Origin of the sequence: Bacillus altaicus (assembly GCF_042136375.2) — a bacterium.
GTDB lineage: Bacteria > Bacillota > Bacilli > Bacillales > Bacillaceae_G > Bacillus_A > Bacillus_A cereus_U.
Genome location: NZ_CM143394.1, coordinates 4089187 through 4110877, shown reverse-complemented (window position 1 = coordinate 4110877; position 21691 = coordinate 4089187). Strand labels below are relative to the sequence as shown.

The window sequence follows — 21691 nt, the reverse complement described above, 5'->3', positions numbered from 1 at the left end:
CGCCGGGGGTGACGAAATGTTATTTTTTCTGAAGAAATGGAACGAATTAAAAGATGTGAAAGCAGAATTGGCACTTCGCGATTGGTTTTATGGTACAAAAATTAGTTTATCGATGTGTACGTCAAAAGAGCCATTAACATTTTTAGTGAATGTAGAGGGAAGAGATAAGGGGGTATTTTCTGAAGAAGATTTTATTGTCGTAAATTGCATGTGTGAGCCAGTATTTGAAAACGAAGAAAAACCAGCTACAGAGTCATTTATGCATGCGGATATTTATAAAAAAAGTAGTGCAGAATGCATTTTACAAGTGCAAACTGTAGATAGTCATTTAATGTCAGAGCTATATGGGAAAGAAGGAGAAATAACATTCGAAAAACGCAGTGTGGAACGTGTTTTTGGAAAAGATGGTATTACAGAAATGACAATTCCAATTGTAGAAGATGAAAAGAAATTCGCTAATTTATTAGAAAATAATGTTCCAAACTTTATTGAAGGTGGCGGAGTAGTCCTTGTTCATAATTACGGAATGATCGTGTGGGGGAAAACCCCAGAAGAAGCGAAAAAATGGTTGGAAGGTATAGAGTATTTAATGAACTATCACGTAAAGCTTTTAATGATAAAAGGGGCAAAAAGTTCTGTTATATAAAGATGTATTCACAGAGATTACCATTCCATAAAAATGAAAGCGTTTTAAAAAGAAATTTCACTCATAAAATATAGGTCTCCTTATTATATATAGATTACATGTTGACATGTAAGGAGGAACATATTTTGCGAGTTAAATATCATTTTCTGCCAAAACAGCAGGTGACATTTTGCAAAACGAATGATTCTGGTGAAAAGGCGTTACAAATTATGAATGAAACGGGATTCCGCGCAATCCCTGTATTAGCAGAAAATGAGAAGGAATTCACGGGGATTATTTATAAAGTAGATCTTTTAGAAAAGAAGTGTAATAGCAGATTAGAGGATGTAAGTACAGAAGATGTACTGGAAAATCCAAATTCGTTTATTTTTGAAAAGGATTCTTTTTTTAGAGCTTTTTACGTTATTCGTCGTCTCCCGTTTTTAGCGGTTTTAAATGAGTATAATGAATTTGTCGGCATTTTAACACATTCTAATGTATTTGATGTCATTGAGGATTCGTTCGGTATGCGGACGGGTGGTTATATATTAACAATTGCAACACAAGATTGTAAGGGAACAATTAAAGAGCTTGGGACATTATTAAAAGCATATAATATCGGTGGACTGTTTACGCTTGATAACGGTGATCAATATATTCGCCGTGTTATCGTAAATATATCGGATGAGTTAAATGAAAAAAAATTAAAGCAATTAATTGAAAAGATAGAGAAAAAGGGATTTAGGGTGAGTCATGTAGATTATATTTAAGTTAAGCAAGGTACCTATCTGCTATATGTAGATAGGTACCTTGTTTAGTGTGAGAAATGAATCTTATTTTGAAACAGAAGGTGGAGACAATACTAAATCAGATAAAAAAATAAAGTCTGCATGCTCACGAATTTTAGGAATAGAAGTTTCTATAACACGTGATGTAATTTCACCTGGAGCCCCAACGTGTCCGATAGCTACCATAATGGGTTTGTCTTGGATTTTTTTTATGAGTAATTGTGCTTGTTTTGAAATGTGACTTACCGTATATACATCATCAAAAAATAATTGGTTTTCAATAATAGGCACGCCTAATTCTTTCCCGATTTTTGGGACAACACTATTAGGGTTTGTTTTACTATCTAAATAAAATAAACCGTGTTTTTTACAGGCAGAAAGTATAAGACGTACAATCCTTTCATCAGCGGTTACTTTTGATCCCATATGATTGTTCATACCTATTGCATGAGGTATTTCTTGAATTGCTTGTTCGAGTCGGTTGTTTATTTCTTCATCGCTTAAATCTGTTGTAATCGCTTTTGGTCCAAGCCACTCTTTTTTTCCTCTAATTGGTTCCATTGGCATATGTATAATAACTTCATGCCCTTTTTTATGGGCAGCTATTGCATCTTGTTTAGTAGAAGGAAGAAATGGCATAACAGCAACAGTGAGTGGAATAGGAAGTGATAACATCTTATCTGTGCCTTTCATATTATTGCCGAAATCATCGATGACAATAGCAACCTTATTCGTATGAGCATTTGCTTGAATAGGAAAGAAGAAGAAGGGTATGAACAGGGTGAAGACGAGAAATGTAATAGTATATTTGCGCATATAAATATTTCCTTTCTATTTTATCCTGCTATTTGCGGGCAGTAAGACTCCCACCTCAAAATTCGGCTGGAGCAAAGAAGTTAGGTGGGAGATCCACTGCCCGTAAACGCCCGATTGGTGAAGGCTAATAATCAGTGGGGGATGAACAAAATCCCCACTGATTCAAGTTTCACTTTATCAATCATCATTATGTTTTGCGTTTTTACATAAATTAAACAAAAAATGTCGAAGAAAAGTACATTGAAAATAGAGAATCCACTGTTTACTGAGTATTTACAAAAAAGAAGATGAAAAAAATGTCTATTATTGCGAATGTATTTACAAAGATAGAATAATTTGTAATAATTCTCAAAGTGAGGGTAAAGATTTGTAAATTACAGGGGGAAAATGTTAAATTTTCTGATTCTTCAAATTCAAATAGGGTTAAGTGCTTAAAGGGCTAAAGTAGAAGAGGCGTTGAGAGTATGGAAGAAAAATAAGGGGGATATGGATGTTTACTGTAAAAAGGAAGTACACATTAGAAAAGCTTTCGCATGATATTCATATGAAACGTGAAGAAATGATTCATTTAGGATTAACAAGTGGGTTAAATAGTATGGAGACAATTCAAGTTAGTCAAGAATTGGACAAGCTTATCGTACAGTATCAGCGTTACAAAGAAAAACAAACACCGAAATGGTTTTCAATTATAAAGGTTCCTATTTTTCAAATTGGGTATGAAGGGAAATCGAACAATTTTTGGAGAATGTTTGTAGCTGGTTTTATGAAATAAGTATAATTACCCTTTTAGGATAAGGATAATTATACTATGTGTAATGGAATCTCTATATGAACTGTCGTTCCTTTGTTTTCTTTACTATCAATAAATATATGCCCATTGTACATCTCTACAATTCGTTTACATATAACAAGCCCAAGACCTGTTCCAGTATCTTTATTAGTAAAGAACGGATGAAAGAGGTGTTTTTGAATATGTTTTGGAATCCCTTTTCCAGTATCAATAATTTGCAATTGTGCGTGTTTTTCGTTGTTTGTTACCACAATGGTTAATGTATCACCAGAAGCCATAGCTTCAATTGCATTTTTTGTAATGTTTAAAACCACTTGTTTCATATGGTCTTTTGAGCAACGTATATGAACAGGATGGTCTGGCAAATGTAAATGAAATACAATGTTATGTAGATTCGCTTCAGATTGGATAATTAATGCGACCTCATTAAGAATCGTTCTTACATCATATGTTTGTTCAATGATGGCAGTTGGTTTTCCAAGAATAAGAAATTCGCTTACAATTTCATTAATCCGTTCTATTTCTTGTTCGATTATGGAAAAGTAGAACTGATCCTTTTCATCTTTATATTTCTCTTTTAACAGAGCAACGAGGCCTTTAATTCCAGTAAGAGGGTTACGGATTTCATGAGCTGTACTAGCTGCAAAAGTTCCAACCAATTCAATTTTTTGTAGTTTATTTTGTTGTCTTTCTAGTTTTGTTTGACGTTTTAATAACATATATTGAGCAAGTAAAAATAAAATAGACATTAAAAATAAAGTAGCTATACACTCTATTGAAACTAACTGGTATAAAATTTGTTGATGAATAGGTAACGGAGAAACAGAGACTTTCCAATTTAATCTTTGGAGTGGGGTAGTAAGCATGTTAGAATGTCCGTCGCTTGTTTCGTTATTATCATCGGTTAGAAAAACTACATCATGTTTATCAGTCACTTCGAAATGATATTGTGGTTTAATAGCATTTAAAGAGGCCGAAATGTAGTCAAATCGTAAACTTGCTAATAATAAGCCTGAGAGTTCCTTTTGTCTATTAAATATTGGAGAAGCAATCATAATAGCTTGATGCCCAAGAACGCGATCTGTAATAACTGATGATACAGTTGTTTTCTTAGATTGCAATGCATCGTGGATGTATTGGCGGTCAGAAACGTCAATAGGCGGAGAATCGCCTTGGGATGCGATTGTAATCATCCCATCTGTCGTAGCGTAATATAGACCAGAAAAACGTTCATCATTTCCATCGGTATCATGTACAATTTGTTTAATCCCATTGATGTTTCCAGTTTCGGTCCCTACGACTTTTGCGAGCATTTCTAAGGCAGATATAGCTTCACCAAGGTGATGGTCTAAATAGTCTCTATATAAGAAGAGAACAGTGTGAGCAGATAGTTTGTTTGCTTGTTTCATTTGATAAGTGTGATACGAAAAAAATGTGGCACCAATCCCTATCGTTGGCAGTATAACAAGCAGTATGTAAAAAACTATGCTTTGTAATTTGACTTTCAAATTTGGTACTCCTTCTTTTTTTATTATCATTATATATAAACTATGTTAAAATTGTCATGTTTTTATTCAAGAATCATTTGCATTACATTAGGGAAAGGAAAAGGGATGAGTGAATATTCATTCGGCAGTTGTAATGAAGCGCTACGTTGCTTTTCTTTTTGTTGCGGAGAATTTAAGTGAAGGGTTGAAATGGTATGACATCAAATAATGAACGAGAAGACATTTCTCAATCTTTAAAAGTATTTATTGCATTATCCCGTGTACATCGTTCTGTTATGGATACTACAAATAAATCCATACAAAGTAACGGATTAAATCCAACTGAGTTTGCTGTATTAGAATTACTATATCATAAAGGAGGCCAACCACTTCAGCAAATCGGTGAGCGTATTTTAATAGCTAGTGGCAGCATTACATACGTTGTAGATAAGCTAGAGAAAAAAGGGCTTGTAAAACGAATTCCATGCCCAAATGATAGGCGTGTTATTTATGCGCAATTAACGGAGTCTGGAGAGAGCTTTATTGCTTCTATTTTTCCAGGCCATGAGCAAGTTATACATCAGTCTTTTGAAATGTTAACGAAGGATGAGAAGGATGAATTACTTGATCTATTAAAAAAAATTGGAAAGTATGAAAAATGATGATATGTTCCAAAGAAGCTTTGGATAAAGAAATCCAAGGCTTTTTTGTGTGCATATATTCATGACATCATCTACCGCATTTTGCTGAAGAATAAGAGGAGATTTGTAAGTAAGCATTGAATTATAGTAATGATGCATATAATGGAGAGGGGGCTCGTTCATGTCATTTAAAGACTATGAATATAAACGGCCAAATATTGAAGAATTAAAAGAGAAGTTTATTGTTGCTTTAGAAAAATTCGATAAGGCAAAAACGCTTGAAGAACAGCAACAAGTAATTAATTCAATTAATGAAATTCGTAATGATTTTGGTACAATGGGGAATCTTTGTTACATTCGCCATTCTGTTGATACGACAGATGCTTTTTATAAGGAAGAGCAAGATTTCTTTGATGAATACTCACCAGTTGTACAAGGCTATGGAACAAAATATTATAAGGCGTTAATTAATTCTCCATTCCGTGAAGAATTAGAAGCGTATTATGGAAAGCAATTATTTGCTCTAGCTGAATGTGATTTAAAAACATATTCAGATGAAGTAGTGAAAGATTTACAATTAGAGAATAAATTGTCTTCACAATATACACAGTTATTAGCATCTGCAAAAATTGATTTTGCAGGAGAAGAGAGAACATTATCGCAACTTATTCCGTTTATGCAAGGAAAAGAAAGAAGCGAACGTAAAGCAGCAAGTGAAGCATACTACGGATTTTTAGCTGAGAATGAGGAAGAGTTAGATCGTATTTATGATGAACTTGTTAAAGTGAGAACGAAAATTGCAAAAACACTTGGTTTTAAAAACTTTGTTGAATTAGGATATGCAAGAATGTATCGTACAGATTATAATGCTGAAATGGTAGCGAACTATCGTCAGCAAGTATTAGATTATATCGTTCCGGTTGCAACCGAGTTAAGAAATAGACAAAAAGCACGCATTGGTGTAGAAAAGCTCGCTTATTATGATGAAAACTTTGAGTTTGCTACAGGTAATCCAACTCCAAAAGGCGATGCCGATTGGATTATTAATCACGGGAAAACGATGTATAAAGAATTATCAGCTGAAACAGATGAATTTTTTAATTTCATGCTCGATAATGATTTATTAGATTTAGTTGCGAAAAAAGGAAAAGCTGGTGGTGGATATTGTACATATATCGAGAATTATAAAGCGCCATTCATCTTCTCAAACTTTAATGGAACGTCTGGTGACATTGATGTATTAACACATGAAGCTGGTCATGCTTTCCAAGTATATGAAAGTCGTAAGTATGAAATTCCAGAATATAATTGGCCAACATATGAAGCTTGTGAAATCCATTCAATGAGTATGGAATTCTTTACATGGCCATGGATGAAGTTATTCTTTGAAGAAGATGCGGATAAATATTACTTCTCACACTTAAGTTCAGCACTTCTATTTTTACCGTACGGTGTATCTGTAGATGAATATCAACATTATGTATATGAAAATCCAGAAGCATCGCCAGCAGAACGTAAGTCAGCATGGCGTAACATAGAGAAGAAGTATTTACCACATCGTGATTATGAAGATAATAATTATTTAGAGCGTGGTGGTTTCTGGCAACGTCAAGGCCATATTTATAGCTCACCGTTCTATTATATTGACTACACGTTAGCTCAAATTTGTGCACTGCAATTTTGGAAACGTGCAAGAGATAATAGACAAGAGGCTTGGGAAGATTATGTGAATCTTTGTCAACAAGGTGGAAGTAAATCATTCTTAGAATTAGTAGAAGTTGCAAATTTAACATCACCATTCGCTGAAGGGTGTGTAAAAAGTGTAATTACAGAAATTGAGGCGTGGTTACGTGCTGTTGACGACACAAAATTGTAAAAAACATGCACTTTTTTCACATGTTTAACATCGACATAATGGAAGAATGATGAGATAATAAAAGAAAATTCAGAATTATTTAAGGGGTGTTTCTAATGGGGAGCGCCCCTTTTCACCAACAAAAGGGGGAAAGCACTATGCTTCAATCTAATATGGATGTTAGTTTAGAAACTTTAGTCCACTCATTACAGTCTACACGAAGCACGCTGTTATCAGAAATTGAAATGTTAAATGATACAGAGGTGAATGTAAAGCCACGCCGTGATAAATGGAGTATTATTCAAATTTTGCATCATTTGCATTTAGTTGAACAGTCTGTCACATCTGCCCTTGTATATGCTTTGCAAAAAAAAGAAAGAAAACTTGCTCCATTTAAAGACCTCCAACTTACGCTTGATCGCACACATAAACGGGAAGCTCCTCAACAAATGAAACCAACAGAAACATTAATGAAAAAACTGCAAGGAATTCAATTACTAGAACATTCACGACAAGAATTATTTCATGCACTTCATAGTGTGATAGATGAAAAAGAATTATTTGAAAATGGATTAAAACATCCTATTTTTAATGATTTGAATTTATATCAATGGGTTCAATTTCTGGATTTACACGAACAAAGACATCTTACACAGCTAAAAGAAGCGAAACATGCAATTTTACAGCGGTAAGGTGAAACTTTAATCAGGGGCATATCACTGATTATTAGTCCGCAACAATTGGACTGCTCTCAAATAGCAGGAAAAAGGAAAAGAAGCGGTTCGCCGCTTCTTTTCCTTTTTTACTCATGCATAGTTTTATTTCTTATTTTGGAATACTACATGAGGAAGAGAAAAAGGAGTTGAAAAGTATGTCAAAGAAAAAGAGAGAAGAAGAGCGCGCTTGGAAAGCTCGGAAAGAAAATCAAAAGCCGCATGGAAAGGTGAAAGCTTTTGCAGAATTAGTTGAAGGAACAGAAAAAACGTGATGAACTTCATCACGTTTTTTGTATGATCGGGAAAGTTAATAAAAATGTTGTACCTGTTCCTTTTTCACTAATAATATTAACCTTTCCATTCATTGCTTGAATAACACTGAAGACGACCATCATCCCGAGTCCGGTCCCTTTTTCTTTCGTCGAGTAGAAAGGTGACCCGAGGCGTTTTACTTGTTCTTGATCCATACCAATACCTGTATCTTTTATATATAATTGTATATGTTTATGGTCTGGAACTAATGTAAGAATAAGGTCACCACCGTTAGGCATAGCCTCAATACAGTTTTTTAAAATATTTAATAAGCATTGGTTCAACTTTTGCTTTTCACCAGCTATAAAGAAAGATGTACTTTGTTTTATGTAATGTATACGAACATTTGTTAAATTGGCGAGAGGTGTAATTAAAGATAACGCATGGAGTAATTCTTCCTCTACTTGTAATTGTTGTTCTTTTTCAATACTCGGTTTTGCAAAAGTTAAGTAGTCTGTAAGAACATGATTTGCTTGTTCGATACCGTTAATGGCTATGTCGATATATAATTTTCGTTCCTTCTCAGAACATGTATCTGACTGTAAAAGTTGCAAAAATCCTTTCGTTGAAGTTAAAGGATTGCGAATTTCATGAGAGATAGAAGCTGCCATTTCACCGATTAAATGAAATTTTTCAGCATTCATAAGTTCATGTTGGAGACGAACTTGCGTTTGTAATATGTGTAGCAAATATAAAATAAGGATTGTACCAAGCATCGTACATAGTTCGTACACGATAATATGCGGTATATAATCTGCCGGATTTGTAACCTCTGAAAGGAAAAATGGTATCCAGCCAAATCCGAATATGAGACTGTAAAAGATAGCGAGTGCTATTTTTATACGATTAGAACTTCGGTTAAACAGTTTGTATGTTAATAGTAGAACAATGAATACTAGAACTGAAGCGATAACGGATGGGAAAACACCTATTCCTCCTAATAAAAAGCGGTATATGTTTAATACAGCTAAGATGGAAGCACCGGCAATAGGACCTCCTGTTAATGTACCGACAATTAATACGATATGACGCATATCAAATTGAAATCCATAATTTGTTTTTGCTGCGAAAGTGATACATAGTATGGTAGCGAGGCAACATAATACAATAAATATAGCTGAATTTAATTTAGGAGAGCGTTTCCCTTTTTGATTCCAAAATAAATGATATACAAGCATTGTAACAAGGATGGATAATATATTTAAAAAGAGATAAATAATAAAGAGTTTCAGTGGGATGCCTCCTCTCTTCTCACATTAAATTAATCATACTATAAAATGAAAGAAATGAAATATGAAATAGCGGAAAAAATCAGAAATTTTTTCTGGTAGTATACAATATGTTACAATAATCTTTGTCAATGAAAGAAGAAATTCCGTGCACTGCATGGGAGAGGTTCGCGAACTCCCTCTATAAAAAACTATGGAAACAACAATATCATTAGGTATTGTTTTGTTTTTTTATTGTGACAGTTCAAGAACGTTCTTTCTTCTTATTCGTAGTAGAGAAGGAGAATGAGTGAAATGAAAAAAGAAAAAGCAGTTGTTGTTTTTAGTGGTGGACAAGATAGTACAACATGTTTATTTTGGGCAATACAACAGTTTGCAGAAGTGGAAGCTGTAACGTTTAATTACAATCAACGTCATAAGTTAGAAATTGATTGTGCAGCGGAAATCGCGAAAGAGTTAGGAATTAAACATACGGTACTAGATATGAGTTTATTAAATCAACTTGCTCCAAATGCGTTAACGAGAACGGATATGGAGATTACACATGAAGAAGGTGAATTGCCATCAACATTTGTAGATGGACGAAATTTACTATTTTTATCATTTGCGGCTGTATTAGCAAAACAAGTTGGAGCACGTCATATTGTAACGGGTGTATGTGAAACTGATTTCAGTGGTTATCCAGATTGTCGTGACGTGTTTGTGAAATCATTAAACGTTACATTAAATTTATCTATGGATTATCCGTTTGTTATTCATACACCACTTATGTGGATTGATAAAGCAGAGACATGGAAATTATCTGATGAACTTGGAGCATTTGAGTTTGTTAGAGAAAAAACATTAACATGTTATAACGGAATCATTGGTGATGGTTGCGGTGAATGTCCAGCATGTCAACTTCGTAAAGCAGGATTAGATACGTATCTACAAGAACGCGAAGGAGCGAGCAAATAATGGATAACTTTTTTGGATTTCGCATCGTAGAAAATTTGCAAAAAATGGACAAGGATATTCAGCGTGAACAACTCAAATATCATAATAAAAGAGTAATGGTCAGCAAGGAATTTACATTTGACGCAGCGCACCATTTACACTGCTATGAAGGGAAATGTAAAAATTTACATGGTCACACATATAAAGTCGTATTTGGAATTAGCGGATATGTAAATGAAATAGGCCTTGCAATTGACTTTGGAGATATAAAAGAAATTTGGAAAAATGAAATAGAAATTTATTTAGATCATCGTTATTTAAACGAAACATTGCCAGAAATGAATACGACTGCTGAAAATATGGTTGTTTGGATTTATGAAAAGATGGCAGAAGCATTAACGAAAGATAATCGTGCGAACGAATACAAGGGAGCTCGTGTTGAATTTGTTCGTCTTTTTGAGACGCCAACTAGTTATGCGGAAGTAAGACGGGAGTGGATGCTCGATGAGTAAAATCCCCGTCTTAGAAATATTTGGTCCGACCATTCAAGGAGAAGGGATGGTTGTAGGACAAAAGACAATGTTTATCCGTACAGCGGGCTGTGATTATAGCTGTGCTTGGTGTGATTCTGCTTTTACATGGGATGGATCGGCCAAAGATCAAATTAAACAAATGACACCGGAAGACATTTGGAATGAGCTTGTAGAAATTGGGGGAGAAAATTTTTCTCATGTTACGATTTCGGGTGGAAATCCTGTTTTGCTGAAAAATATGCAATTTCTTCTTTCTATATTAAAGGAGAATGGAATGCGAACAGCGGTAGAAACGCAAGGGAGTAAATGGCAAGATTGGTTGCTTCAAATTGATGAGGTAACGATTTCTCCAAAACCACCAAGTTCAGCTATGAAAACAGATTTTCAGATGTTAGATTCTGTTATTCATAAACTAGCAGAGAAAGATTTTAGTTTAAAAGTAGTAGTATTCGATGATCAAGATTTTGAATATGCAGTTAAGATGCACGAGCGTTATCCGAATGTACCATTTTTCTTACAAGTAGGAAATGATGATACGAAAACAGTGGATGATGCGGTGCTTATAAAAAACTTATTAGAAAAATATGAATGGCTTATTGAAAAAGCTGTGAATTGTAAAGAAATGAATGATGCGAAAGTACTGCCTCAGCTTCATGCGTTAGTATGGGGAAATAAACGAGGGGTATAATGAGAAGGGATGTTTAAAATGGCAGGAAGATTAGATGAAGATTTAAAAGATGTAACATTATTAGGAAATCAAAATACAAAATATTTATTTGAATATAGCCCGGGAATTTTAGAGGTATTTGATAATAACCATCCAAACCGTGATTACTTTGTAAAATTCAATTGTCCTGAATTTACAAGTTTATGTCCGAAAACAGGACAACCAGATTTTGCAACAATTTATATTAGCTACATTCCAGAACAAAGAATGGTAGAGAGTAAATCTTTAAAGCTATATTTATTTAGCTTCCGAAATCATGGTGACTTCCACGAAGATTGCATGAACGTTATTATGAATGATTTAATTAAATTAATGGATCCACGCTATATTGAGGTATGGGGGAAATTCACACCACGTGGTGGTATTTCAATCGATCCTTACTGTAACTACGGCCGCCCAGGAACTAAGTATGAGAAAATGGCAGACTACCGTATGATGAATCACGATTTATATCCAGAAAAGATCGATAATCGTTAATATAGAAAGAAAGGATCTGTATGATATACAGATCCTTTCTTTCTATTATATTATGCATGTTGATTAATGACAGTATAGTTTTTATGGCTTACAACTGTAAGAGGTTCCATATCTAGTTCTCTAAAATTCTCCATAATTGTTATATCAACAATAACGGAGTTTTGATTTACCTTTTGAACACGGCCTTGCATTCCACCTTTAAATTCAATGATATCTCCAGTTTCTGCGATTTGCATAAGCAACTCTCCTTGTTCCAGTTTTCCCAAAAAAAGAATAATTTGGGCTTTTTTATTTCCTCTTATTTTGAACTATATTTACTACTTTGTAAATGTTTCCAAAGTAAAAATTCGAAAAATATTCACTTTTTGTAAGGAAATATGTAAAAAATATTGTTTAGGAGAGGAATGATGAAAGTGCATACATCTTTATATAGGAGTATAATGAAAGATACAATAACCTACTAAAGTGGGAGAAATTAGGGGCGGGAAAATGATGTTTGAAATTGTGGGGAGCTTTATAGCGATTTTATTATTTTTATTTTCATATATACAGTTAAAGAAAGTGCGTCACCATGAAACAACTACATATTTTGATGGACTGGATGGTGTGCACACTTCGATAACACATGATAGTGGTGGGGATATATAACTTTCTTTTTATGCATGGTATGATGGCAATAAGAAATAGTACGTAATATAGTTCGTAAGTGATGAATGGGGAGTGGAAAGAATGCGAATTTCTTTTATTCGTCATGGTCGTTTGGACGGTACTATAGAGCCAATGACAATTATTTCATTTCGTGAATGGATGAAGCAATATGATTTAGGGACTACAGTAAAAGAAACTCCTATACCAATTGAAACAATTGAGGCAATTGAATCAGCGAAACTGGTTGTAACGAGTGATCAAAGGCGTGCTGTACAGTCAGCGGCTGAGTTATTGGATTCCCTATCTTTTGTGCAAAATCCTCTTTTTAGGGAAGCTGAAATTCCAACGAGTTTTTATGCTCCAAAATGGTTGAAATGTAAACCGAATGTATGGATGTTTATTGGACGTACACGATGGATAGTTGGTTATAGTAAAGAGGTTGAGTCTTATAAGGAAGTACGAGAAAGAGCAAGGAAAGCTGCTAATATGTTGCACCGCTATGCGCTCGTACATGGACGTATTGCCCTTGTAGGTCATAGTTATTTTAATGCGATGATTGGGACTGAACTGAGGGCAATGGGATGGTCTGGTTCGCCTATTTTCCATAGGAAGCCATGGGGATGTACAACGTATACATTTCATGAGGCGATGGATGGAAATGTATTAAATACAAAATTAATTTAAAAGAGGCTGTCCATTTGGCAGCCTCTTTCTCTACATAACAAGTAAAAAAGAATTGTCCTTTTAAGATATAGAAACCAATGACCGTAATGGTTTTATGAGATGGGCATACGGTTCACCAACGAGCATAACGGTTTTATCTTCTTTATAACCAAGTTTTTCATATAGTGAAAAAGCGCGTTTGTTTTCTAAATTAACAAGTAAGGCGATTTTTTCATGCCCTTTTTCAGTTGCATGAAGTTCAGCTGCATCGATTAATTTAGAGCCAATGCCACGTCCACTGTACATATTTGAAACTGACAACGTGTCAATATAATACTCATCAAGTTCAGCTTCTTTTTCTAACGTAATGGATTCGTCTTCGTGTAGTTCTCTTAAGTAGTGTACGATTGGTGCATCAAGTTGTTCAGTGTCACTACCGTGATAAACGACAATAACCCCAACTACCTTTCCATCTTGTTCAGCCACTAAACAGTTTTCATAGCTCAATCGATTATTTTCTTTTGCGAACCATGTTTCAAGTCCTAGTAGTACTTTTGCTTCAATTGTGCTACCAGTGATTTTTTCAGCAATTTCGTGCAGAGCGTCATATAGTAAAGGTGCTACTCCTACCGCATCTGTCTTTTTTGCTTTCCGAATCATAGTATCCCTCCTAGTTCTATGTGTATATTGTAGCATAAAATAAAATAACAAACAGTGGCTTGGAACTTTGTTATACAGAGTGTCAAAAAGTTTGATATAGAGAAGTAGCTATGTTAGTATATGATATTTAGTGCAAATATAATAAAGTGATATAGATATAAAAATAATGAAAGTGAATTACATAATAATAAAGGGATAATTTTACCGTTGTCGACCTATAGAAGATGCGATAAAATAAACTATTGCAGAGAGGTGAAATACATGGATGAACAATTAGCAAATACAATTTTGGATCAGCTGAAAAATGGTGAAATAAAGGAGTATGTTGCGACGAAAGATGTATTTTATACGTTCAGAGAAGTTGTTGTAAATCGAGAAGATTTTAAACATATTATCGGGAACGCACAGCGCGGTGGACAGGTAATTTATACATATTCAGAAACACCACGTTCATAAATAGAGAAGATAGAGGAGAGGAGAATTATGGGGGATTTTAAACAAGGCATATTGCCACATTGGGATTACATGTGGAAAGATAGAGCTGGGAATAAGTTTATGGGAATGGTTATGTATCCAGAGAAACGAAAATGTTCAGCAAAAATGCTTCAGAAAATAAAAAGAGCATATGAGCAAGCAGTAGAAATTAAAGTAACTGTACAAGTTCAACATACATATCAGTACGTAGAAGGAATGATCGTATACTTTGATGAAGAAGCTCCTGTATGTACAATGCTCGATAAAGATGAGAATCCACATCATATATTTGTAAAAGATATTTTGCGTATTGAGCAGCCTGAATGATTTTTTTCATAAAAAAATTGAAGTTCCATAATAATAATCTTTTTCTATAATAGTTATCTTTTAGTATGTAACGAGGAACGAAAGAGTATGTATGATATTTAATAAAGTAAAATTGATAAATGTAATCGTTTTTTGGAACAGATTATCGTTTAAGGTCTGTTCTTTTTTGCGTGATGCTGGAGAAATATATTACTCCAGCATTTACTGTTTTATGACAAAAAATATTGCTAACTTTTTTAAAAATAAGGTTAAATTCGTTGACAAGTTTTTTGAAAAGCACTTTATTGACATGAGTTTTAGAATGTTGTTTCATAGTCTTTGTATTGAAAAAAATCGACGGTCATGTCGAAAAGTAAAAGTTAAAAAAAGAAAGAATTTATACATATATCTTGTGTCTTATTTTGAAACGTAATACAATATATAGAGAAATCAAGAAACGACATACAGAGAATATAGATTGGAGAGGGAGGGTCGGAAATGTTAGTTGCATATGATTCTATGACAGGAAACGTGAAGCGTTTCATCCACAAATTAAATATGCCGGCCGTTCAAATTGATGAAGCTCTAGTATTAGATGAAGACTTTATTCTTATTACGTATACAACAGGTTTTGGAAATGTACCGGAACGTGTTTTAGACTTTTTAGAACGCAATAATGAAAAATTAAAAGGCGTATCTGCAAGTGGCAATCGTAATTGGGGAGACATGTTTGGTGCAAGTGCTGACAAAATTTCTACTAAATATGAAGTGCCTATTGTATCAAAATTTGAGTTATCTGGAACAAATAATGATGTAGAATATTTTAAAGAAAGGGTGCGGGAGATTGCGACACATTGAACTGAATAATGAAATCACGCAAATGCAGGACGGTTTTTATCAGCTTCATAAAGATAAAGAGGCATTAGAAGTCTTTATGGAAGAAGCTAGAGAGAATACCGTTCATTTTAATAGCGTGGCAGAGCGAATGGAGTATATGAAAGAACATGATTACTATTACAACGTTCTGGACGAGTATAGCTTGGAGGAAGTAGAAGGAGTTTATAACATCGCTTATGGTGAAAACTTCGAGTTCCAATCTTATATGGCAGCATCTAAGTTCTATAAAGATTATGCGTTAAAAACGAATGATCAAAAACAATACTTAGAAAGCTATGAAGATCGTGTAGCAATTGTTTCATTATACTTAGGACGCGGTGATGTTGCGAAGGCAAAACACTTCGCAAGCATGATTGTAAAACAAAACTACCAACCAGCGACACCAACCTTTTTAAATGCGGGAAGAAGCAGAAGAGGAGAAATGGTGTCTTGTTTCTTGTTAGAGATGGATGATAGCTTAAATTCAATCGGCTTTAACATTAATACTGCAATGCAATTATCGAAAATCGGTGGGGGAGTAGCTTTAAACTTATCTAAGCTACGCGCACGTGGCGAGCAAATTAAAGGTATTGATAACGCCGCAAGTGGTGTAGTACCTGTTATGAAATTACTTGAAGATTCGTTTTCATATGCGAATCAGTTGGGTTAACTTTATGGCTCAACTATAAAACCGGGTCAATTGCTGGAACGCCTGAGTATATCGAGGTAGGATACTACGAAGAAATTACGTAGCGACCCCTGAAAATCCAAGATTGCAGGAAATCAGCAGCCGAGCTCCTAAATCTATTAGATAAGGAGAAGGTTCAACGACCAAGTGGCTATATAGGAGACTATGTAGCTCGAACCTGGCTTCTCAAACCAACCAAATTCAAAGGTGTTTAAGTAAATACGATATAAATACATTAAATTTACACCACATTATTCCGTTTCGTTTCTTTGAAAGTATTGAGCAAGCAAACTTTATGATGAATTTATTACCCCTCTGTAACTCATGCCATATTCATGTGCATCGAACATATGATACATGGTTAGATAAAAAATTTGGTGAGAAGAAGATATGGTCTGGACTCTATAGCGATATAGAGAGGGTAGCAGAAATGACTATCCCCCATACGTTTTAACGATATGGAGTAACAATATGCAACGAAAAGGTGCAGGTGCAGTATATTTAAACATTTTCCATTGGGATATTATTGAATTCCTTGATACAAAAAAAATAAATGCCGATGAGAAGAGCCGTATTCAGTCTCTATCAATCGGAATTATCATTCCAAGTAAGTTCTTTGAGCTTGCTGAGAAAAACGAACCTTTCCATGTTTTCGCGCCTTATACAGTATTTAAAGAGTACGGAAAACATTTAGATGATATAGATATCGACGAAATGTACGATGAATTAATGAGCAATCCGAAAGTGAAGAAGAAGCCACTAGATATTAGTGCGCGTGATATGCTTATTAAAATTGCTATGATTCAGCTTGAGTCTGGTTACCCATACTTAATGTTTAAATCAAATGCAAATAACCAACATCCACTGAAGGATATTGGAACTGTGAAGATGTCGAACTTATGTACAGAAATCTTCCAGCTTCAAGAAACTTCTGAAATAAATGATTACGGTACAGAAGACATTATCCGTCGTGATATTAACTGTAACTTAGGATCGTTAAATATCGTAAACGTAATGGAAAATAAAGAAATTCGTGAAGCAGTTCATGCGGGAATGGAAGCTTTAACAGCTGTTTCTGATATGACGATCATTCCGAATGCCCCAACTGTGAAAAAAGCAAATGATGAGCTTCATTCAGTTGGACTTGGAGCAATGAACTTACATGGATATTTAGCAAAAAATAAAATCGCTTATGAAAGTGCTGAAGCGAAAGAATTCGCTCGTACATTCTTTATGATGTTAAATTACTACTCGATTGAGAAAAGTATGGAGATCGCTAAAGAAAAAGGGGAAACATTTAAAGACTTCGATAAGTCTGATTATGCAAACGGCACATACTTTGAAAAGTATGAAACGACAGATTACAGCCCAGTAACTGAAACAGTTCAGCAATTATTTGAAGGAATTCATATTCCAACAAAAGAAGATTGGACAAGTTTAAAAGAGCAAGTACAGAAGAATGGTTTATACAACTCATATCGTCTTGCAATCGCTCCGACACAATCGATCAGTTACGTTCAAAATGCAACTTCAAGCGTAATGCCAATCGTAAGTCAAATTGAATCAAGAACGTATGCGAATGCGACAACATATTATCCAATGCCGTATTTATCAAAAGATACGTTCTGGTACTATAAATCTTCTTACGATATGAATCAGTTTAAATTAATTGATTTAATCGCAGAAGTTCAAGAACATATTGACCAAGGAATTAGTACCATTCTTTATGTTAATAGTGATATTTCAACACGTGAGTTAGCACGTTACTACATTTATGCACATAAAAAAGGCTTGAAGAGTCTTTATTATACGAGAACACGTAAATTAAGCGTGGAAGAGTGCGTGGCTTGTACCGTTTAATATAAAAAGTGAGACATTATGAGCAGGGTTTTTCTGAACCCTGCTCATGCTTAGTTATCAATTTTTTATGTTTATTTAGAGAAGGGGCGATTTAATGCGTGCGGTAAACTGGAACAAAAAAGAAGATGATTTTAGTTTAATGTTTTGGAAGCAAAACATCGCTCAGTTTTGGACAGAAGAAGAAATCGCAGTGTCTTCTGACAAAAATACTTGGGCACAATTATCAAAAGAAGAACAAATTGCTTATAAGCGTGTATTAGGTGGTTTAACACTTTTAGATACGAAACAAGGCGGCGAAGGGATGCCTCTTGTACTTGTTCATCTTGAAAATTTACAAGCGAAAAGTGTATTAGCTTTCATGGGCGCTATGGAAGAAGTACATGCGAAGAGTTACAGCCATATTTTCACAACGTTAGCTACTGAAGAAGAAATTGATGATATTTTTGAATGGGTAGATAACCATCCATTACTTGAGAAAAAAGCTGGTATTGTTACTAGTTACTATCGTCGTTTATTAAAGCCTGAAGTAACGAAAAAAGAGTTATACATGGCAATGGTAGCAAGTGTGTTCTTAGAAAGTTACTTATTCTATAGTGGGTTCTTCTATCCACTTTACTTAGCAGGTCAAGGCAAATTGACGGCAAGTGGTGAGATTATTAACTTAATAATTCGTGACGAGTCAATTCACGGCGTATTCGTTGGTATTTTAGCACAACAAATCTTCGCGGAACTTTCTGCAGAAGAGCAACAAGAAGTACAAACGGAAACGCAAGAGTTATTAATGAAACTGTATGAAATTGAATTGGCATATACAGAAGAAATTTACACTTCTATCGGTCTTGTAGAGGATGTAAATCGTTTCGTTCGTTACAATGCGAATAAAGGACTTATGAACTTAGGGCTTGAGCCGAAGTTTGAAGAAGAAGAAATTAATCCAATCGTTTTAAATGGTTTACGTACAGATACGAAAAACCATGACTTCTTCTCTGTAAAAGGAAATGGTTACGTAAAAGCAACGAATGTTGAAAAGTTAGCAGACGATGACTTCGTATTCAATTTTTAATATAGTGTTATAGAAAAGCTGTCTTTATAGAAAAGACAGCTTTTTTGCTATGAATAGTTTACATAATGTTATTATTTCATGGAAATATTTTAATCTTGTAAAAGCCCAATTTTTGAGGAAGTGGGAATAAAAAAACAAGGATTAAAGTTTTATTTTTCATATTTAGTCGTATGAGAGATTGAATAACTTATGCCAAAATGAATAAAAAATGAGAAGAAATGAGACCAAACTCCACCTATACGTTCTTTTTACTATTGAATTTTTAAATGCTAGAAATTTTGGCTTAAAAATTGCATGAATATTTAAAAAGTAAAGAAAAGGGAGGTAATATTCGGTGTGATATATAGTTATTTGAAAACGCTTCCTTTTAACTGTCGATTTTTAAATGGAAATTAGATAGAGAAAGTAGGAGGAATGATAGGTGGGAAAAGTAGTTGGTTTAAAACGTTCATTAGGGCTTTGGTCAATTGTTATGCTAGGGGTCGGGTATATGACACCGATGGTTGGGTTTGATACATTTGGAATCGTTTCTGAAAAAACGGGTGGTCATGTTCCAGGAGCTTATCTTATTGCATTAGCAGGGATGTTGTTTACCGCTGCAAGCTACGGCAAAATGGTAAAGGTTTTTCCTACCGCAGGATCTGCTTATACGTATACACAGAAGACAATTAGTGCAAGGCTTGGGTTTCTTGTTGGATGGTCCGCATTATTGGATTATTTGTTTCTACCAATGGTGAACGCACTATTAACGAGAATTTATATGTCAGCATTTTTCCCAAGTGTTCCTAATTGGGTATGGGTCATTGGCTTTGTTCTCCTGATTACATTAATAAACATGATTAGCGTAAATGCTACTGCTAATTTCAATACTTTTTTAGTAATATTTCAGGTGTTAGTAATGGCCGTGTTTGTTTTTCTAGTTATAAAAGGCTTATTATCGGGAGAGGGAACAGGAGAAATCTTTTCCATTCAGCCGTTTTTTCAATCAGATATACAAATATCACCGTTAGTTGCAGGTGCGACAATTCTTTGTTTCTCGTTTTTAGGTTTTGATGCAGTAACTACATTTTCAGAAGAGACACCAAACGCGAAGAAAACAATTCCTCGAGCTATTTTTCTTACTGCTTTAATCGGTGGAGTTTTATTCATTACTACTACGTATTTTACACAATCTATGTTTCCAGATACATCTGTATTTAAAAATCAAGAATCAGCATCTCCAGAAATTGCACTATATGTTGGCGGGAAATTATTTCAAGCTTTCTTTTTAGTAGGAACCCTTATGGGGACACTTGCGTCCGGTTTAGCTTCTCATACAAGTGTATCTCGATTATTATACGTAATGGGGCGAGATAATGTAATTCCGAAGAAAATATTCGGATACATTCATCCTCGCTGGCGAACTCCTGTATATAATATTATTTTTGTAGGAATTATTTCGCTCTTCGCTATATTTATTGATTTAGAAACAGCAGCATCTCTTATTAACTTTGGAGCGCTTATTGCATTTACATTTGTTAATTTGTCTGTAATTTCTTACTATATAATCAAGCAAAAAAGATATAAAACGATAAAAGATTTCTTAAATTACTTAGTTATGCCTATTTTAGGTGCTGCTACTGTAGCGGTACTATGGTTTAACCTCAATATCCATTCACTTATTTTGGGACTTGGCTGGGCTGCTATTGGAATTGGGTACCTTCTATATATTACGAAGATGTTTCGTTCAGCTCCTCCGCAAATGCATTTTGAAGAAGTACAGGAAATATAAAGTGAAACTATAATCAGTGGGGCTCCAACCTAACTTCTTTGCTCCAGCCGAATATTGAGGTGGGAGTTTTACTGCCCACAAATAGCGGGATAAAAAGGAAAAAGACATCGGGAATGGATCCGATGTTTTTTGCTTTGAAGATTGGGCAATCATGCAGTATTGCATAATTCATTCAACGATTCATAAGGAAGAGGGGCAAGTCTAGGGAGGATGGCTGATAAATGATGGTCAATATGGTATTTTCATTTGGCACAATTATTGCTTTGTACAATTAGTAAAAATATAAAAGCGGGGTGTTTTCAGTCACAAAGGTTAGAAGAACAATATTAATAGAATAAAAGAAAGGGATGATTGATTGTGTATTATGATATTATTACGAGCCCATGTTATGGAATAATTGAAAAAGTGTCTATTAATAAGGATTCTCGAATTTATGAATGGGAGCCATTATTCTCTATTAAAGATATGAATGGTAAACTGGAAGTAATTAAGATGGGATGTAGCGGAGAAGTTCAATCTTTAGAAGTAGAGGCAGGAGATAAAGTAATTCCAGGCATGGTATTAGCTTATATTCAAGAAGATCTTTTCGTTAATGGTAGTGATTAATAATCGAACAATGAGGAAGATGGAGGCGTTCATCTTCCTTTTTTTATTAAGTAAAGAAAAAAACGCTTTATTTTCAGATTAATTAAAAAAATCTGTATTTAATGATACAATACAAATTATATAGTTCAAAGGAGGAATAGCAGC

25 protein-coding genes, 2 pseudogenes and 1 riboswitch are annotated in these 21691 nt (G+C 34.4%); of the genes and pseudogenes, 22 read left to right on the top strand and 5 right to left on the bottom strand.

From position 1 onward, the window contains the following. Positions 1 to 16: 16 nt before the first annotated feature. Both ACE38F_RS21285 and cbpA read left to right on the top strand, forming a co-directional pair. Positions 17 to 646, top strand: coding sequence for a class II aldolase/adducin family protein (locus tag ACE38F_RS21285; protein WP_375369844.1), 630 nt, complete (start codon positions 17 to 19; stop codon positions 644 to 646). Positions 647 to 771: 125 nt separating this feature from the next. After that, the gene (gene cbpA, locus ACE38F_RS21280) at positions 772 to 1395 is read left to right on the top strand and encodes a cyclic di-AMP binding protein CbpA (RefSeq protein WP_002140932.1); all 624 of its coding nucleotides are present in this window, start codon (positions 772 to 774) and stop codon (positions 1393 to 1395) included. Positions 1396 to 1458: 63 nt separating this feature from the next. Here the strand turns inward: cbpA and ACE38F_RS21275 are convergent, their stop codons facing one another. Next, positions 1459 to 2229 (bottom strand): divergent polysaccharide deacetylase family protein, encoded by a 771-nt coding sequence (locus ACE38F_RS21275; protein ID WP_215555663.1) that lies wholly within the window; start codon positions 2227 to 2229, stop codon positions 1459 to 1461. A 490-nt stretch (positions 2230 to 2719) separates the two neighbouring features. Here ACE38F_RS21275 and ACE38F_RS21270 point away from each other — a divergent pair, with 490 nt between their 5' ends. Beyond that, a complete protein-coding gene (locus ACE38F_RS21270) occupies positions 2720 to 3001 on the top strand; it encodes an aspartyl-phosphate phosphatase Spo0E family protein (RefSeq protein WP_002011543.1) in 282 nt (93 codons plus the stop codon). Between the two features lie 29 nt (positions 3002 to 3030). Here the strand turns inward: ACE38F_RS21270 and ACE38F_RS21265 are convergent, their stop codons facing one another. Then, positions 3031 to 4527, bottom strand: a complete 1497-nt coding sequence (locus ACE38F_RS21265; protein ID WP_375369843.1) for a DUF3149 domain-containing protein — start codon at positions 4525 to 4527, stop codon at positions 3031 to 3033. Positions 4528 to 4721: 194 nt separating this feature from the next. On the opposite strand from ACE38F_RS21265, the gene ACE38F_RS21260 reads away from it, so the two are divergent. From ACE38F_RS21260 to ACE38F_RS21245, 4 genes are all read left to right on the top strand, one after another. Further along, positions 4722 to 5168, top strand: coding sequence for a MarR family winged helix-turn-helix transcriptional regulator (locus ACE38F_RS21260; RefSeq protein ID WP_000203343.1), 447 nt, complete (start codon positions 4722 to 4724; stop codon positions 5166 to 5168). A gap of 160 nt (positions 5169 to 5328) precedes the next feature. Further along, on the top strand, positions 5329 to 7023 hold the full coding sequence (locus ACE38F_RS21255) for a M3 family oligoendopeptidase (RefSeq protein ID WP_215555665.1): 1695 nt from the start codon (positions 5329 to 5331) through the stop codon (positions 7021 to 7023). Positions 7024 to 7160: 137 nt separating this feature from the next. Next, the gene (locus ACE38F_RS21250; RefSeq protein WP_002149622.1) at positions 7161 to 7694 is read left to right on the top strand and encodes a DinB family protein; all 534 of its coding nucleotides are present in this window, start codon (positions 7161 to 7163) and stop codon (positions 7692 to 7694) included. 179 nt (positions 7695 to 7873) lie between these two features. Then, entirely contained in the window at positions 7874 to 7990 is a 117-nt protein-coding gene (locus ACE38F_RS21245) for a DUF6254 family protein (RefSeq protein ID WP_000038354.1), read from the top strand. 9 nt (positions 7991 to 7999) lie between these two features. On the opposite strand, the gene ACE38F_RS21240 is transcribed toward ACE38F_RS21245, so the two are convergent. Further along, positions 8000 to 9208, bottom strand: a complete 1209-nt coding sequence (locus ACE38F_RS21240; protein ID WP_375369842.1) for an ATP-binding protein — start codon at positions 9206 to 9208, stop codon at positions 8000 to 8002. A 208-nt stretch (positions 9209 to 9416) separates the two neighbouring features. Next, positions 9417 to 9460: riboswitch (PreQ1 riboswitch) on the top strand. A 93-nt stretch (positions 9461 to 9553) separates the two neighbouring features. Between ACE38F_RS21240 and queC the strand changes: the two genes are divergently transcribed. From queC to queF, 4 genes are read left to right on the top strand one after another with little or no spacing between them, the layout of a single operon-like run. Then, the gene (gene queC, locus ACE38F_RS21235; RefSeq protein ID WP_215555668.1) at positions 9554 to 10216 is read left to right on the top strand and encodes a 7-cyano-7-deazaguanine synthase QueC; all 663 of its coding nucleotides are present in this window, start codon (positions 9554 to 9556) and stop codon (positions 10214 to 10216) included. Further along, the gene (gene queD, locus ACE38F_RS21230; RefSeq protein ID WP_002011526.1) at positions 10216 to 10707 is read left to right on the top strand and encodes a 6-carboxytetrahydropterin synthase QueD; all 492 of its coding nucleotides are present in this window, start codon (positions 10216 to 10218) and stop codon (positions 10705 to 10707) included. The genes queC and queD overlap by 1 nt, the downstream gene beginning before the upstream one ends. Next, positions 10700 to 11416, top strand: a complete 717-nt coding sequence (gene queE, locus ACE38F_RS21225) for a 7-carboxy-7-deazaguanine synthase QueE (RefSeq protein ID WP_215555669.1) — start codon at positions 10700 to 10702, stop codon at positions 11414 to 11416. The genes queD and queE overlap by 8 nt, the downstream gene beginning before the upstream one ends. 18 nt (positions 11417 to 11434) lie before the next feature. Then, on the top strand, positions 11435 to 11932 hold the full coding sequence (gene queF / locus ACE38F_RS21220; RefSeq protein ID WP_002158726.1) for a preQ(1) synthase: 498 nt from the start codon (positions 11435 to 11437) through the stop codon (positions 11930 to 11932). Positions 11933 to 11982: 50 nt separating this feature from the next. Here the strand turns inward: queF and ACE38F_RS21215 are convergent, their stop codons facing one another. Continuing rightward, positions 11983 to 12168 carry a YkvS family protein gene (locus tag ACE38F_RS21215; protein ID WP_002064385.1) on the bottom strand — a complete coding sequence of 62 codons (186 nt, stop codon included), beginning with the start codon at positions 12166 to 12168 and terminating at the stop codon, positions 11983 to 11985. Between the two features lie 253 nt (positions 12169 to 12421). On the opposite strand from ACE38F_RS21215, the gene ACE38F_RS21210 reads away from it, so the two are divergent. Together ACE38F_RS21210 and ACE38F_RS21205 are read left to right on the top strand one after the other, a co-directional pair. Continuing rightward, complete coding sequence (locus ACE38F_RS21210; RefSeq protein ID WP_002086806.1) at positions 12422 to 12580, top strand: hypothetical protein; 159 nt, start codon at positions 12422 to 12424, stop codon at positions 12578 to 12580. Between the two features lie 81 nt (positions 12581 to 12661). After that, on the top strand, positions 12662 to 13264 hold the full coding sequence (locus ACE38F_RS21205; RefSeq protein ID WP_375369841.1) for a histidine phosphatase family protein: 603 nt from the start codon (positions 12662 to 12664) through the stop codon (positions 13262 to 13264). Between the two features lie 60 nt (positions 13265 to 13324). On the opposite strand, the gene ACE38F_RS21200 is transcribed toward ACE38F_RS21205, so the two are convergent. Further along, positions 13325 to 13903 carry a GNAT family N-acetyltransferase gene (locus tag ACE38F_RS21200; protein ID WP_215555672.1) on the bottom strand — a complete coding sequence of 193 codons (579 nt, stop codon included), beginning with the start codon at positions 13901 to 13903 and terminating at the stop codon, positions 13325 to 13327. Between the two features lie 261 nt (positions 13904 to 14164). Here ACE38F_RS21200 and ACE38F_RS21195 point away from each other — a divergent pair, with 261 nt between their 5' ends. From ACE38F_RS21195 to ACE38F_RS21155, 9 genes and pseudogenes are all read left to right on the top strand, one after another. After that, complete coding sequence (locus ACE38F_RS21195) at positions 14165 to 14359, top strand: abortive phage infection protein (protein ID WP_113936983.1); 195 nt, start codon at positions 14165 to 14167, stop codon at positions 14357 to 14359. Positions 14360 to 14386: 27 nt separating this feature from the next. Next, positions 14387 to 14704, top strand: a complete 318-nt coding sequence (locus tag ACE38F_RS21190; protein WP_375369840.1) for a hypothetical protein — start codon at positions 14387 to 14389, stop codon at positions 14702 to 14704. 477 nt (positions 14705 to 15181) lie between these two features. Then, positions 15182 to 15541 carry a class Ib ribonucleoside-diphosphate reductase assembly flavoprotein NrdI gene (nrdI, locus tag ACE38F_RS21185; RefSeq protein ID WP_000959445.1) on the top strand — a complete coding sequence of 120 codons (360 nt, stop codon included), beginning with the start codon at positions 15182 to 15184 and terminating at the stop codon, positions 15539 to 15541. Beyond that, positions 15528 to 16226, top strand: a pseudogene (locus ACE38F_RS21180) (ribonucleotide reductase N-terminal alpha domain-containing protein); the annotation flags it as partial. The gene nrdI and the pseudogene ACE38F_RS21180, both read left to right, overlap by 14 nt. A gap of 199 nt (positions 16227 to 16425) precedes the next feature. Continuing rightward, positions 16426 to 16701: an HNH endonuclease signature motif containing protein gene (locus ACE38F_RS21175; RefSeq protein WP_375369932.1), complete on the top strand. Its 276-nt coding sequence runs from the start codon at positions 16426 to 16428 to the stop codon at positions 16699 to 16701. A gap of 20 nt (positions 16702 to 16721) precedes the next feature. Further along, positions 16722 to 18107, top strand: a pseudogene (locus tag ACE38F_RS21170) (ribonucleoside-diphosphate reductase subunit alpha); the annotation flags it as partial. A 94-nt stretch (positions 18108 to 18201) separates the two neighbouring features. Next, positions 18202 to 19170 carry a class 1b ribonucleoside-diphosphate reductase subunit beta gene (gene nrdF / locus ACE38F_RS21165; protein ID WP_002149605.1) on the top strand — a complete coding sequence of 323 codons (969 nt, stop codon included), beginning with the start codon at positions 18202 to 18204 and terminating at the stop codon, positions 19168 to 19170. Between the two features lie 421 nt (positions 19171 to 19591). Then, entirely contained in the window at positions 19592 to 20941 is a 1350-nt protein-coding gene (locus ACE38F_RS21160) for an APC family permease (protein WP_215555675.1), read from the top strand. A gap of 357 nt (positions 20942 to 21298) precedes the next feature. Further along, entirely contained in the window at positions 21299 to 21547 is a 249-nt protein-coding gene (locus ACE38F_RS21155; protein ID WP_078173247.1) for a biotin/lipoyl attachment domain-containing protein, read from the top strand. The last annotated feature ends 144 nt before the right edge of the window (positions 21548 to 21691 follow it).